The following is a 14,165-nucleotide window of genomic DNA, read 5'->3' on the forward strand; positions in this document are numbered from 1 at the left end:
GGAGAGCCGTCTCAGATGTGGACGCGGAAGCCGGGGGAGCCGGTCCCCGTGGCGATGACGCCCTGATCGGCCCACTTGAGGGTGCCTGAGGTGTTCGTGGTGTGGAGGTAGGCGTGGATCGCGCCGTTGTCGTCCACGATCAGATAGTCGGCCCGGCCGTCGGCGTTGACGTCGGCGAAGCGGATCTGGGAGGCCGACCAGGCGGAGGAGCCCGTGGCGACGACGCCCTGGTCCGACCAGCCGCCGCGCCCGTCGCCACCCGTGTTCACATACGCGTGGGTGGCGCCGTTCGGGCTGATGACGAGGTAGTCGGCGCGCGCGTCGCCGCCGATGTCGGCGAAGCGGACCTGGTCGCCGGTCCAGGCGGACGAACCGGACGCGATGACGCCCTGGTCCGCCCACTTGATGGCTCCGGTGGTGGCGTCGGTGGTGTTCAGCAGGGCGCGGGTGGCGCCGTTGGCCCCGACGACGAGGTAGTCGGCCCGGCCGTCGGCGTTGATGTCCGCGAAGCGGACCTGGTCGCCGGTCCAGCCGCTGGACCCCGTGGCGATGGTGCCGAGGTCCTGCCAGCCGCCACGACCGTCGCCCCCGGTGTTGACGAAGGCGCGGACGGCCCCGTTGGCCGGATCCACGACCAGGTAGTCGGCGCGCGCGTCACCGCCGACATCGGCGAAGCGGACCTGGTCCGCCCGCCAGGCGCTGGAACCGGAGGCGATGACGCCCTGGTCGGTCCACTCCACGGCACCCGTGGTGGGACCGGCCGTGTTGACCCAGGCCCGGACGGCCCCGTTGTCGTCCAGCACCAGGTAGTCGGCCCGGCCGTCGCCGTTGATGTCCACGTCGTAGTCGCCGAAGGCGGACGCCTTGCGGGGCGGGGCGGGCTTGACCTCGACGGTCTCCTTGATCCAGCCCTTGCCGGCCACGGCCGCGATCCCGTGCAGGAAGGCGCTGGTCATCTTGGTGTAACCGGCGTTGTTGGGATGCAGGGTGTCGTTCAGGTCGGCCGTGGTCAGCGTGTCCATGCTGACGCGGGCGATCTTGTACCCGCGCTGGAGACGGTCCGCGACGATCCCGGGAACGGCCGCGTTGTACGTGTCGACCCGGGCCTGGACCACCGGGTCCGCGGCGGGCACCAGCGTGGCGACGACGACGGCGGTGTCCGGCGAGGCGGTGTGGATCTGATCGATGAGTGCCGCCAGCCGCTGGGGCGCGGTCGCCACCTGGTAGTCGCGGTTCATGTCGTTGGTGCCGATGTGCAGCGTGACGACGTTGGGCTTCGCGGCGGCCAGCCAGGTCTCGATGTTGGCCTGCAACTCGTCGATGCGCCAGCCGGAGTGCCCCTCGTGGTGCGTCACGCCGTCGGCGTCGACCTGCGATCCCACGAACTCCACGGTGCTCGCGTGTCCGGCGAGTTTCTGCGCCAGCGCGGGGCGGTACCCCGTGCGCGTACTGCTGCCCACGCCGAGGGTGATCGAGTCGCCCAGCGGCATCACGGCCAGGCGCGGAACGCTCCAGGCGGGTCCGTCCCAGGGCCGGTTCGCGGCGATGATCGTGTTGATCATCGCGTACCCCGGATAGTCCATCAGCACCTCACCGGTGCGGTTGCGCACCTGGCCGAGCGGCCCGAGGACCTTCTCGTTGACCCGGTCCGCGACGGCCTTCGGGTAGGCGAACGCGCTGGAGCCGCTGGTGTAGTTCAGGTAGATGTGCCGGGGATCGCTGTCGTTGTCGGCGGCGGCGAGGTGGTTGACGACCTTCTCGACCTTGTCGTTGATGGCCCCGTCGAGGATGTTCGGCACGTTGTACTCGTCCTGGACGAACAGGCTGTCGCCCGTGAGGCCGTACGAGCCGCTGTAGTCGCCCACGTTGCGGAAGCGCTCCAGGACGATCTTGCCCCGTACGTCCCCGAGCGTGGGCACGGCGGCCTGCTTGTCCCCGCTGACCGAAGGGCCCCAGAAGTACGCGGCGTTCGGGTCGTCCGTGAGGTACTTGCGGAAGGTGGCGACCCGGTCCGCGTCGGTGGTCGTGCTCGGATCGTCCTTGCAGTCGAGGCTCAGGGGGCCGCTGCTGTTGTCGCACTCGGCCCGCAGATGCATCATGACCGTCTCGCGGGGGTGCGCCTTGAGGAAGTCGCCCAGCACCCGAAGGACGTCGGCGAAGTTCGCGTCCTGGAAGACCTTGCTGTGGTGGATCGTGAAGCTGCCGCCGATCACCCGCACGCGGATGTCGATCGAGCGAATGCCCGCCTGGAGCTGAGCGGCGAGGGTCTGGGCGCTGGGGCCGCCGTTCTGCTGCGTGTACGTGCTGTCGCCGCCGCGGATCGACAGCGTCTCGTGCGTTCCGGGAACGGAGAGCCGGCCGAGCGGCGTCTCGTCGTCGATGCCCCGCATCCAGTCGGGGTTGGACGCCTTTCCGAGCGATCGGTAGGCGGGATTGTCCGTGTCGTCGTCCAGGGCGTAGGCGGTCCCCGGACTCAGGGCGGTGAGAATTCCGGCCAGGGCCATGAGGGTGGAGAGGGCGGCGGCGATTCTTCGCCATCCGTACGTCTCCGTCAGATGATGTCTCACGCGGGGTCTCCAGAAGGGTGGGCGCGCATGTCCGGCCATTCGGGCCGATGCCGCATCGACGGGACGCGACAAAGCGTCAAGGAACATGTCGTCTGTGGGGAGAGCGTCGCGTGCCGTGCTGACGTTTCGATAACGCGCGGCTAACACCGCTCACGCCGCTCGGGCCGTCAACTCAAGCCTGCGTGCGCCTACTTGTCGACCCCGAGCGAGGGCGAAGGCGCGATACGGTCCCCCGCCCGTTCCCCGTTTTTCGCCCCCGCTCCCTGCCCCGTCCAGGCGACCGGCTCGGCGGCAACGCGCCGCAGAAGACCGGGCAGGGCCGACCGGTCCTCGTCCCTTCACGGTGGCCCAGGCCCCGCCACGGCCGTCGGCCCCGACCGGCACCTCTCCCGCACGACGCGGCCCTCACGCCCGTCCACCCCGGGCTGGGAGGGCGTCCCCGCCCCGACGCGCTCGGGACCGTCGCGGATGTCGCCGCAGGCCGCGTCAGCGCGGGGGCTCGGAGCCGGGCACGGCCAGCCCCTCCCGTGCCGCCGCCTCTCCGTCGCCCAGCTCCTGGGTCCCGATCACCGCCAGCAGCTCCAACTGCTCGGCCCCCGGACTCCCCGGCGGTGCGGTGAACCAGAGCAGGCGCTGGCGCCCGTCCTCGCTCAGCAGGTTGTAGCAGTCGAGCTCGATGACCCCGAGCATCGGATGGACGATCCGCTTGCGGTCCTTGCGGCGCACCGCGACATCGTGGGTGTCCCAGAGCGCCGCGAACTCCTCGCTGCGCCGCCGCAGAGCCGCGACCATCCGCGCCACCTCCGCATCCCGCCCGCGCCGGGCGGACGCCGCCCGGAGATCCGCGACGAACACCCGCGCATGATGCGGATGGTCCTGGGGCGGATAGATCGCGCGGGCCTGCGGATCGGTGAACCACCGGTACACGAAGCTCGCCGAGGGACCGCGCCGCGCCGGGGACGGCCCGAGCAGGGTGCGCGCCAGGTCGTTCTCCACGAGGGTCTCGTGCAGATCGGTGATGACCCGTGCGGGCGTGGCGGACAGCCGGTCCAGCAGCCCGAGGAGCGCCGGCTGCACATGGGCCGACGGCCCGTGCGCGGACGGCGGAATCGGCCGCTCCGCCAGGCGGAACAGATGGTCGCGCTCGTCGTCGTCGAGACGGAGCGCGCGGGCCAGCGCCGCCAGGGTCTGCGCCGAGGGCTGCACCCCGGACTTCGCGCCGCCGCGCTCCAGCTCCGTGTAGTAGTCGGCCGACAGCCCCGCCAGCTGCGCCACCTCCTCGCGGCGCAGCCCCGGCACGCGGCGCCGGGGGCCGTGGGGGAGGCCGACCTCGGCGGGGCGGATGCGGTCGCGGCGGGTCCTGAGGAAGGCACCGAGCTCGGGAAGGTTCACCCCTCCATGGTCGCTCGCGCACCGACGCCCATCCAGGGGGTGGCAACCCCTGGGTCCACACAGCCCTGGCTGAGCCCGGGAAACGGGCCGATCGTGGAAGGGCAAGCCAGGGCGACGGCGAGGCCGCGACCCGATCCGCAACCACCCCGGGAGCCACCATGCCCACCTCCGCCCCTCCCACGCCGGCCACCACCCCGGACGGCTCCGCCGCCGCGCCCCGTGTCGCGATCGTCACCGGCGGCTCGCGCGGCATCGGCCGCCGGACCGTGAGCCGTCTGGCCGCCGACGGATACGCCGTCGTCGTCGGCTACGCCGGCCACCGCGACGCGGCCGAGGAGGCCGTGAAGGAAGCGGTCGCCGCCGGCGGCCGGGCCCTGGCTGTACGCGCCGACGTCGCCGACGAACACCAGGTCGCGGCCCTGTTCGACGCGGCCGAGGCCGCATACGGCGGCATCGACGCCGTCGTCCACGCCGCCGGACGGATGCACCTTGCACCGATCGCCGAACTCGACCTGGCCGACCTCGACGCCCTGTACCGCACCAACGTCCGCGGTACCTTCGCCGTCGTCCAGCAGGCCGCCCGCCGGGTGCGTCCCGGCGGCGCGATCGTCACCTTCTCCACGTCCGTGGTCGGTCTGGCCTTCCCCGGCTACGGAGCGTACGCGGCGGGCAAGGGCGCGGTCGAAGCCCTGACGCTGATCCTGGCCCGGGAGCTGCGCGGCCGAGACATCACCGCCAACGCGGTCGCCCCCGGCCCCACCGCCACCGAGCTGTTCCTCGACGGCAAGGACGAGGAGACCGTCGCCCGCCTCGCCGCCCAGCCCCCGCTGGAGCGCCTCGGCACCCCGGCGGACATCGCCGAGGTCGTCACGTTCCTGGCGTCCCCGGCCGGCCACTGGATCAACGGCCAGGTCGTCCGCGCCAACGGCGGAATCATCTGACCCCGGGACCCCCACCCACCCCGACAAGGACAAGGAGCACCACCCCCATGCCGTTCGCGAACTTCAAGGTCCCCGAGAAGACGCTCACCCCGCAGCAGAAGGACGACATCATCACGCGCACCACCGAGCTGTACGTCGAGATCTACGGCGAGCGCGCCCGCGCCTCCACTCTGGTCCTGGTGGAAGAGGTCCCCGACGGCGGCTGGGGTATCTCCGGCCATGTCCTCACCAGTGCGATGCTCAACGCGCCGGACGCGGCGGACGGAACCCGCACGGGCACCGCACCCCCGGCGTGACCACGCGCAGCGGGGCCTCCGGCAGTCCATGGCCGACCTGTGATCCCCAGGCTCCGGAGGCCCCCTGCGCGACGCGGTGCCGCGGCCAGCCGTCAGCGGATCAGCAGTTGATGTACTGCATCGACAGGCTGGAAATGTACGTTCCCTTGGGCGAGCTGAGATTCACCGGAGAGGAGTCCCCCTTCGGTCCCGCCCAGTCGCTGTCCACATGACGCCCGTTGCTGAGATGACCGCGTACGAACGGACACTTTCCGTCGGACTTGGTGTCCGTGACCGTTCCCTGAACGGATGTGTAGTTGTTGCACCACTTTCCGCTGGCGATTCCCTGCCCGGACGAAAGGCTCCAGTTCTCGGTGCAACTGGCGGCCGGCGCGGACGGACTGGCCGATGCGACCGGCACGAGCGAGAGAGCCCCGAAAAGACCGAGCGACACGGTCCCCAGGGCGAGTTTTCTGCGCGCGTTCATTCGCTTTCCCCTTCTTCGATTTCTTCGACGGGTGCGAATCAATGATTTATCAGCGAAATTTTCGGGCCACCACGGCCGCTGCGGGAATTCACGCGGATCGGTGATACGGCGCAGCGGACGAGTGAGGGGGAAGCGCAGAATCCGCAGGAGGTGCCGCCGTGCGCCGGGGCATGCGCCCCGTCACCCCTGGCACCCCCTGATTCCCCCGCCTCCATCCTCGGCCCGCGAGCGCCGCTGCTGCGCTGTCCCCCGCGGGCGAGGAACATGGGGGTGAGCGCGGAGCCGTACCCCTTGACCGGTGTCGAGTCGACCGACGTCGAGCCGGCCGGTGTCGAGCCGACCGGTGTCGGGAGCGGACCGTCGGCTTCGTCCCAGAGGCAACAGCAGAGCCACCGGCCCCCGCACGGCCGGCCGGAGAGAACGGAGGGACCGCCACCATGGCGATTCAGCGGATGGACAACGTCGGCATCGTCGTCGAGGACCTGGACGCCGCCATCGCGTTCTTCGTGGAACTCGGTCTGGAACTGGAGGGCCGCGCGGACGTCCGGGGAGACTTCGCCGACCAGTGCACCGGCCTCGACGACGTCCACTGCGAGATCGCGATGGTCCGGACCCCCGACGGTCACAGCCGCCTCGAACTCGCGCAGTACCACAACCCCGCGCCCCTGAACGTCGACCCGCCCGACCGCCCCCACAACATCCTGGGCACCCACCGCGTCATGTTCGCCGTGGACGACCTCGACGACACCCTCGCCCGCCTGCGCCCGTACGGAGCCGAACTCATCGGTGAGATCGCCCGCTTCGAGGACATCTACCTCCTCTGCTACCTCCGGGGCCCCAACGGCATCATCATCGGTCTGGCGGAAGAACTGAATTGACGGGGAGACCTGCCCGCCGCCCCTCGCTCGCCCGACGCGACAGCGCCCGGCGAGCGTGAGGCCCCGACTCCTCCCACCGGACCGGGATCAGGCCGCCTTCGCCGCGGCCGAGGCGGCGGCCCGCTCGATCGTCGCGCGGTGTGCCGCACGGGCTTCCTCGTCGATCGCGCTCTCGTGTTCGGGGCGGAGCCCGGTGCGGCCGTCGAGGCCCTCGCGGAGGATGTCGGCGTGTCCGGCATGGCGAACGGTCTCGCCGAGGACATGGACCAGGACGGCGAAGAGGTTCGTGCCGGCGTGCGGCTCCGGCCACCACGGCACACGGCCGGGGGCGTCGAGGGGCAGCTCGGCGATCGTGGCGTCCGCGTGCTCCCACGTACGCCGGCAGAACGCGATGACCTCGTCGCGCGTCTCGTCCTCGGCCGCCCACAGGTCGCTGCCGTCGGAGTCCTGCCAGGGGCACAGCGGCTCGGGGGACGGCCGGTCGAACACCTCGCCGAAGTACCGGGCCTCGACGGTCGCCACGTGCTTGACGAGCCCGAGGAGATTGGTCCCGGTCGCGGTCAACGGCCGGCGGACGTCGTACTCGGACAGGCCGTCGAGCTTCCAGAGCAGAGCCTCGCGGTCCCGCCGCAGCCGCCCGTGCAGCGTGCTCTTCGCGAAATCATTGATCATGCGGCACGAGCCTGCCACGCCGCGCTCACGGCCTCAAGATCCCCAGGAGGTCCGCAGCGACCGACAGGCTCCGCCCCGCCCCGAGCCGCGTACGCATCCGGCCCGTCCCCGCGTGACCGCTTCCCGTCTCCTGCTGACCGGCCGGTGGTTCGGCGCCGCCCCGGGCTTCCGGAAACGCGGTCGCGTCCGGCAGCACACCGTTGCTACAAGAAAGGCATGGGAATCTGGACCGACGCCTTCATAGCCCCCCAGCGACCGACCCTCCTGCGGCCCGAGGGGTTCGCCCGCCTCGCGGTGGAGCTGGCGCGTGAGCGTGTCGCGCGCCCTCCGTGGGCGCTCGTCGCCGGGCGGCTCTGCGTCAACGCGTGCCTCAACTGGGGGAGCGTCAGCGGGATGGCCCGCTGGGACCGGCCGCCGGCCGGCACGGTGCTGCGGACCGACGAGGAGTGGTGGGGCCCCGATGACCCGGACGACGGCCCTCCCCCCTGGGGCTCCTCGCACGAGGAGGTACGGTTGCTCGCCTCCGGCGACAAGGCGCTGGACATCCTGCCCGCGCTGCGCGCGGCTCCGTACGGCTCGCAGGACGTCGCCGTCGTCTTCGCGCACATGGACTTCGGCAACCGGACGGTCGCGGACTACTTCCGGTACGAGGACAGCCGCACGATGCTGGCCTGCTTCGCCCTGGCGCGCCCCCAGAGCAGGCCGCTGGCCGCGAACACCTGCGGGGACATGGACGGCGGACCCGTGCATCCCGTGCGTACCTGCGTGGTCCACACCTTCAAGCACGCCCTGGGCGACCTCGGCGTCGACCGCCACCCGCTGCCCGCGCTCGCCTCGCTCACCGCGCGCTACTTCGGCCCCGACCAGGTCAGCGGTCGAACCTGGGGCTGACACAAAACGTCACTCACTCTGAGCCGAACTGCGGTTCAGAGTGCCGCGCGTCGCCGCTGCTCCTGCGCAAGGTCCTGCCCGACCGTGCCCTCGACACCCTCATGAGGCGCGGCACGGGCGTGCCGGTCTGACGTCCCCCCCGTCGGCGTCCCCTGCCGAAGGCCGCTACGCCCGAGGCGACTCCATGGTCCGCGCGATCTCGCGCACCGTCCGGCCGAAGACCTCGATCGCCCGGCTCCCGCCGGCGGAACGCCACATCAACCCGTACCCGAGGGGCGTGTCCTCCTTCACCGGGACGTAGCACACCCCGGGCCGCCCGTGGTACAGGGCCAGGTGGGCCCCCGCCAGCAGGACGCCCTTGCCGCCGGCGACGAGCGTCAGTGCCTCCTGCAGATTGGTGACGGACGGGCCCTGCCCGATCGGTCTGCCGCTGGGTGTGTGCGTCGGCAGATGATGCTCCAGCCAGTACTCCGGGATGTCACCGGCGATGGTCAGCACCGGCAGGCCGGCCAGATCCTCCAGCGTCACCGCCGCCTGCCCGGCGAGCGGATGCCCGGACGCCACCCCGAGCACCCTGCCCTCGGCAAGGACCGTGGGCCCGCGCGTCAGATCCGGCTCGTGTACGGGGAAGTCGGTGAGCTGGACGTCGAACTCGCCGTTGCGCAGCATTCCGTACGGGTCCGCGAGCGGCACCTCACACACCTCGACCGCCAGTTCCGGATGGATCGCGCTCAGCCGCTCGGTCGCCTTCATGACCATCTCTCCGGCGAGTGGCGTGGAGAACCCGACGTGGAGGACCCCCTCGACCCCGCGTGCCGAGGCGACGGCGCGCGCGAGGGCGGTCTCGATGCCACGGTAGTGCGGTTCGAGGTCGTCGCGGAGACGGCGGCCGAGAGGTGTGAGGGCCACGCGGCGGCTCGTACGCGTGAACAGGGGCGCGCCGATCCGCCGCTCCAGCTTCTGCACGAGCTGGCTCACCCGGGCACGGGAGAGGTGCAGCCGGGCAGCCGTATGCCCGAAGTGGAGCTCCTCGGCCAGGACGAGAAAGCACTCGATTTCACTCTGGTCCACAGACGTCTCCGGATTGCGCGCGGGGCAGGGATCGGGGGCCGGACGGCCGGATCGGGGAGGGCGGATCGGATCGGACGGATCGGGGTCGGACGGATCGCGGCGGCCTCATCGGATGAGTCCGCTCGGATCGGTAACCCCGGCTGAACGAACGTTGCGATGAACGCTGTTGTTCCCGCGTCCGCGGTGGCGAAGGCTTGAGGCACCGACCACACCTCACACTCCGGAAGGAGTACCTCGTCATGAGTACGCTGAACGCCTCGGGCGGACTGGGCACACGCAAGTGGGGCATCCTGCTCGTGCTGTGCGGCGCGATCTTCCTCGAAGGCATCGATGTGGCCATGCTCAACGTGGCCTTGCCGTCGATCCGCACCGATCTCGGGCTCTCCACCGGTGAACTGCAATGGGTCATGAGCGCCTACGTGCTCGGCTACGGCGGCTTCATGCTCCTCGGTGGACGGGCTGCCGACCTCTACGGCCGCCGGCAGATGTTCGTCCTCTGGCTGACCGTCTTTCTGCTGTTCTCCGGGCTCGGCGGCTTTGCCACCGAGCCCTGGACCCTGATCCTCGCCCGCTTCGCCACCGGCGTCGCCGCGGCCTTCATGACCCCGGCCGGCCTGTCCATCATCACCACGGGCTTCACCGAGGGGCCGGAGCGCAACAGGGCCCTGCTCGTCTACTCCGGCACCGCTGCGGGAGGCTTCACGATCGGCCTGGTCGCCGGAGGGCTGCTCACCGCCGTCGGCTGGCGGTGGGTGTTCTTCGCCCCGGTCGTGCTCTCCCTTCTCGTCCTGGTCGCGGCCCTGGTCCTCGTCCCCCGCTCGGCCCGCCCCGACAGAACCGGCACCCGCCTCGACGCACCCGGCGCATTCACCGTCACCGCAGCCCTTCTGCTGACCGTCCTCGGCATCGAGCGCGCCGCCCACGCCGGACCGGCCGTCAGCGCCGTGACGCTGCTGGGCGCCCTGGCGTTCCTCACCGCCTTCGTCGTCATCGAGCGGCGGACCGCCGAACCCCTCGTCCGCCTGTCGATCCTCCGCCACGGCCCCCTGGTGCGGGCCAACGTCTCGGCGATGCTGTTCGCCGCCGGCTTCTTCGGATTCCAGTTCCTGGTGGTGCTCTACCTCCAGGAACTCCGCGGCTGGTCCACCCTCCAGACGAGCTTCGCGATGCTGGTCGTCGGAATCGACGCGCTCCTCTCACCGACGCTCACCCCGCGACTGGTCAGCCGGTTCGGCAACGCCAAGGTGATCCTGGGCGGCCTCCTGCTCGCGGCGCTCGCGTACGGGCTGTTCCTTCCCCTGGGGGCGGACTGGAGCTACGCGACGATGTTCCCGAGCCTCATCCTCCTCGGCCTCGCCTTCTCCCTGGCGTACGGCCCCCTCACCATCGTGGCGACGGAAGGGATCGCGGAGGAGGAGCAGGGCCTCGCGGGCGGTCTCCTCTACACGGCCTTCCAGTTCGGCGCGGCGCTCGGCCTCTCCGCCGTGACCGCCGTCAGCACGGCGGTCACCGGCGCCGCCCCGACCCCCGGGGCCCAGCTCGACGGCTACCGCGCCGGCCTGCTCGTCCCGTTCACGGCCGCCGTCCTCGCCGCCGTCATCACCGCCTTCGGCCTGCGCGCCCGGCACCGTACGAACCCGACCACACCGGCCGCCCCTCCCGTCACCGCCACCCCTTCCGCCGAGCACGCCGACACCCCCGCCTCCCGCTGACAAGCCGAAAGGACCCCCGCATGACCACCGTCGTCACCGCGTCGTCCGAGATCGAGCGCACGTTCTCCGACTCCATCCGCGACCTCCAGGACCCACGCAGGGGACCTGCACCGGCGAGGCGGCCCACCCGGACTGGGCCACGACCCCGTCCGCTACTGGCCCGGAGGCCCCGTCCCGACTACCACGTACTGCGCGTCGCCCCCTGGGGCATCGAACTCGTGCGGGTCACCGACCTGCACAGCACCGTGTGGCGCGAGCGGGAACCTGAGCCACCCGACCCGGGCCCGTCCCCTCACCTCGATGGTGAGGGGACGGCAGTGGAACGGGACGGAGGGGGCAGGTGGCCACGACGTACGTACGCCCCCGCCCCCGCCCGCACAGACGCACGAGCGTTCCCCGTCGACCGCCGCAGCATTCACGCCCTCTGGCCGGAGCGTGCGCAGCAGCCGCGCGATCACGTTCGGGGCGGCTGTCGGATCAGGCCCGGAGAGCCTTGCCGAGGACGTCCCCGAACTCCGCCGGGTGCGTGGTGAGGCCGATATGCCCGCCCGGACAGTGCACGAGTTCCACACCCAGGCGCTCGGCCAGGAACGCGGCCGGGCGGGCGGTCAGCTCCCCGCGTGACTCCTGACCACGGGCGAGCACGAGCCGGTCCGCCAGCGCAGCCAGCCGGCCGAGGTCCGGCGCGTACGCCATGAAGCTCGGCACGATACGTCCGACGAAGTACGGCAGATCCGCCATCGTCCGCTCGGCCCGCGCCGCCGCCCCGGGCGGCAACCCGACCTCGGCGTCCGGCGCGGCGGCCTCACCGTCCCCGCCCCCGGTCTTCGGCACGGCAGCTTCCCCGTCCACGGTCTTCGGCGCGGCGGCCTCCCCGTCCCCGGCCAGTCCCGCGGCGAACGCCGCCATCGCGGGCATGAGCCCCCGCGTGCGGAACGTCTCCTTCACCCGGCCGAGGAGCGCGCGATGCTCGACGGCGTCCGGCAGCACCTCGACCAACGGAGGCTCGTGCGCCACCACCCGCACACAACGATCCGGATGCGCGGTGAGCAGATGCACCGCGACGATGGCGCCCGAACTCGCGCCGAACACCCGGACAGGCTTCCCCGGCGACAGCAACTCCGCCAACCGGAACGCGTCGTCGGCGTGCTCGGCCACATGCTGCTCCGCATCCGGATCGTCCAACACGCTGCCGGCCATCCCGCGCGGGTCGTACGTCGCCACCGTGTACTCCGTGGCGAGGGCGTCGGCAACGGCGTCGAACGAGGCCGCACCCCCCGTCCCGCCAGGGATCAGCAGCAGAAGCGGACCGCGGCCGCGCACCTCGTAGCGCAGGGTCGCACCGCTCACGCGCAGGCTGCCGACGCTTGGACTCGTCATGACGAAGCTCCTTCTCGGGTGGGTCGGTGTTCCAACAGGACGTGAAGAGCGTTCAAGAACGGCCCGGGAGTGCCGCAATACGCCAGTGCGTGAACCCGCGGGCCGCTCCTTGGTCTGACCCAGACCGCGTTTCCTAGAGGTCCTAGGTATAACCTAGAGGTCCTAGGAATGCCAAGCGTGGTGGTGCACCACGCGGAACGCGTCTGGATGCCCGGGACGGCCGGCGCCGGTCGAACGCCCCGGCCCCGACGACGGGACGTCGAGCGAGTGCATCGGTAGCATCCCGTCGCGACGTTGTGCGGGCCTGACGAGGTGGGGATTGCTGTGAGCGAGGACGTCCTGTCGATCATTCCGAGTGATCCGCAGTGGCAGCCGGATCGCGACGCGGTGGATCACGTCATCGCGCTCGTCGAGGAGTTGACCGCCGAGGTCGGCGAGGGCGTGGAGGCGGAGATCGACGTCACGTGGCACGACGTGATGACCGCTGTCGACTGCGGGGGCAACCTGGAGCGAATCGGTTGTCCTCTGTGCCGGGAGGCCATCGCCAAGGAGTGGTGGGGCGACCTCCTTGAGGCCCGCTGTGACCAGGGGTTCACTACGCTCGCGATCGAGGTCCCGTGTTGTGGCGGAGCAACCACTCTGGATGCGCTGGACTACGACTGGCCGTGCGGATTCGCCCGCTTCGAGATCGCGATCTGGAACCCCGAACGCCTCTGGTTCGGTGAGGACGAGTTGACAGCGCTCGCGGGCCGACTGGGGCATCCGGTGAAGCAGATCCGGGCCCACATCTGAACCTGGGCGTTGAAGGCGATTGCCGGTGGCCCGAACGCGGTTCAACGAACGACCGAACCACCTGGCGGCCCCTTCAACCGCGCCACCACGGATCGCGCACGAACAGGCTCTCCTCGCCTGTGCACGCCGCGCCGTCGGAGATCTCCTCGGTGTCCAGATTCCAGCCGACGACGCCGTTGCCCTTGCGGCCGAGTTCGATGAGGCGGTTGCTCTCGGTCTGTGTTCCGGCGGTGACCTGGCAGCGGACGATCGAGGTCCACGCCTGTCCGTCGAGGGCGGCGACGAAGGACAGGACGGGCAGGACGAGCGCCGTCAGGAACAGGGCCGCCCACTGCTCCAGCGCCGCGGCCCGGCGCAGCGCCCGCGACGGGCGATAGGCGCCGTCGTGGTGCGTCCCGATGTCCCGGTGACCGGAGTGTGCGTGTGGTCGCCGTCGGCCGGTGCGGTACTCCACGACGACGCCCTTGCGCAGCACGTAGGCGGCCAGTCCGGTGCCCACACCCCACCACGGGCCGAAGAAGCACGCGATGACCACGCCCATGGCGGCAGGGTCGACCACGGTCAGGGCCACTCGCTGGAGGGCCCGGAGGAGACCTCCCCGCACGGGGACCGCGCCCCGTGCCGCGAACAGGGCGAAGACGACGCGGGAGACGACGACGGCGAGTACGGATGCCAGGAGAGGGTCGGTGAGCACCATCCCGATGACGACATCGGGCCAATTCGCCGGTTCCATGCCGACGAACACATCACGGGCCGCCGCCCCGCCCCCTACCGTGTAGGCCACCTTCGTCACCGGTACGGCGAGCGCCACGGCCAGCAGCACCGTGTGCCCGGGGCCGCCCTTGCGGTCGGCGGACCGGGCCTCGGCCTCCTGGTCCCGGCCGGAGTTCGCCTCGGCGTCCTCGTCCCGGCCGGAGTCCGGATCGGCCTCCTTCTTCTCCGCCACGATGCCTACCGGCAGCCGCGAAGGGCCATGATCCGGACCCCGACCGCACCGCCGAGGGGACAGCGGCACGTCGACGCACAGGCCCGGCCGCCCGCATCTGCCGCTCCGTCAACGACCCGGTGCACCTCACCGGCGAGCCGTGCCGACGTCATGAAAGCTCC

General features: G+C 71.3%; 13 protein-coding genes. 6 read left to right on the forward strand and 7 right to left on the reverse strand.

Annotated elements, in window-relative coordinates; translation table 11 throughout:
* Positions 1-11: 11 nt before the first annotated feature.
* Together ACWCXC_RS27400 and ACWCXC_RS27405 are read right to left on the reverse strand one after the other, a co-directional pair.
* Positions 12-2,567, reverse strand: coding sequence for a phosphatidylinositol-specific phospholipase C domain-containing protein (locus tag ACWCXC_RS27400; protein WP_450684573.1), 2,556 nt, complete (start codon positions 2,565-2,567; stop codon positions 12-14).
* A 486-nt stretch (positions 2,568-3,053) separates the two neighbouring features.
* Positions 3,054-3,959, reverse strand: a complete 906-nt coding sequence (locus tag ACWCXC_RS27405; protein ID WP_450684574.1) for an MmyB family transcriptional regulator — start codon at positions 3,957-3,959, stop codon at positions 3,054-3,056.
* Positions 3,960-4,117: 158 nt separating this feature from the next.
* Here ACWCXC_RS27405 and ACWCXC_RS27410 point away from each other — a divergent pair, with 158 nt between their 5' ends.
* Together ACWCXC_RS27410 and ACWCXC_RS27415 are read left to right on the forward strand one after the other, a co-directional pair.
* Positions 4,118-4,900 carry an SDR family oxidoreductase gene (locus ACWCXC_RS27410; RefSeq protein ID WP_450890819.1) on the forward strand — a complete coding sequence of 261 codons (783 nt, stop codon included), beginning with the start codon at positions 4,118-4,120 and terminating at the stop codon, positions 4,898-4,900.
* Between the two features lie 47 nt (positions 4,901-4,947).
* Positions 4,948-5,196 (forward strand): tautomerase family protein, encoded by a 249-nt coding sequence (locus tag ACWCXC_RS27415; protein ID WP_450684576.1) that lies wholly within the window; start codon positions 4,948-4,950, stop codon positions 5,194-5,196.
* 100 nt (positions 5,197-5,296) lie between these two features.
* Here the strand turns inward: ACWCXC_RS27415 and ACWCXC_RS27420 are convergent, their stop codons facing one another.
* The gene (locus ACWCXC_RS27420; protein ID WP_450890820.1) at positions 5,297-5,662 is read right to left on the reverse strand and encodes a hypothetical protein; all 366 of its coding nucleotides are present in this window, start codon (positions 5,660-5,662) and stop codon (positions 5,297-5,299) included.
* Positions 5,663-6,099: 437 nt separating this feature from the next.
* Between ACWCXC_RS27420 and ACWCXC_RS27425 the strand changes: the two genes are divergently transcribed.
* On the forward strand, positions 6,100-6,540 hold the full coding sequence (locus ACWCXC_RS27425; protein ID WP_450684578.1) for a VOC family protein: 441 nt from the start codon (positions 6,100-6,102) through the stop codon (positions 6,538-6,540).
* 87 nt (positions 6,541-6,627) lie between these two features.
* Here the strand turns inward: ACWCXC_RS27425 and ACWCXC_RS27430 are convergent, their stop codons facing one another.
* Positions 6,628-7,212 (reverse strand): DinB family protein, encoded by a 585-nt coding sequence (locus ACWCXC_RS27430; RefSeq protein WP_450684579.1) that lies wholly within the window; start codon positions 7,210-7,212, stop codon positions 6,628-6,630.
* Between the two features lie 216 nt (positions 7,213-7,428).
* Here ACWCXC_RS27430 and ACWCXC_RS27435 point away from each other — a divergent pair, with 216 nt between their 5' ends.
* Positions 7,429-8,103 (forward strand): hypothetical protein, encoded by a 675-nt coding sequence (locus ACWCXC_RS27435; protein ID WP_450684580.1) that lies wholly within the window; start codon positions 7,429-7,431, stop codon positions 8,101-8,103.
* 165 nt (positions 8,104-8,268) lie between these two features.
* Here the strand turns inward: ACWCXC_RS27435 and ACWCXC_RS27440 are convergent, their stop codons facing one another.
* Positions 8,269-9,174 (reverse strand): LysR family transcriptional regulator, encoded by a 906-nt coding sequence (locus tag ACWCXC_RS27440; protein WP_450890821.1) that lies wholly within the window; start codon positions 9,172-9,174, stop codon positions 8,269-8,271.
* Positions 9,175-9,413: 239 nt separating this feature from the next.
* Here ACWCXC_RS27440 and ACWCXC_RS27445 point away from each other — a divergent pair, with 239 nt between their 5' ends.
* Entirely contained in the window at positions 9,414-10,886 is a 1,473-nt protein-coding gene (locus ACWCXC_RS27445; protein ID WP_450890822.1) for an MFS transporter, read from the forward strand.
* A 477-nt stretch (positions 10,887-11,363) separates the two neighbouring features.
* Here ACWCXC_RS27445 and ACWCXC_RS27450 read toward each other — a convergent pair whose 3' ends face one another.
* Positions 11,364-12,266, reverse strand: coding sequence for an alpha/beta fold hydrolase (locus ACWCXC_RS27450; RefSeq protein WP_450890823.1), 903 nt, complete (start codon positions 12,264-12,266; stop codon positions 11,364-11,366).
* 324 nt (positions 12,267-12,590) lie between these two features.
* On the opposite strand from ACWCXC_RS27450, the gene ACWCXC_RS27455 reads away from it, so the two are divergent.
* Positions 12,591-13,058, forward strand: a complete 468-nt coding sequence (locus tag ACWCXC_RS27455) for a hypothetical protein (RefSeq protein ID WP_450684584.1) — start codon at positions 12,591-12,593, stop codon at positions 13,056-13,058.
* 73 nt (positions 13,059-13,131) lie between these two features.
* Here ACWCXC_RS27455 and ACWCXC_RS27460 read toward each other — a convergent pair whose 3' ends face one another.
* Positions 13,132-14,004, reverse strand: a complete 873-nt coding sequence (locus ACWCXC_RS27460; RefSeq protein ID WP_450890824.1) for a hypothetical protein — start codon at positions 14,002-14,004, stop codon at positions 13,132-13,134.
* Positions 14,005-14,165 lie beyond the last annotated feature (161 nt).

The organism is Streptomyces sp. NPDC001515 (genome assembly GCF_053597115.1).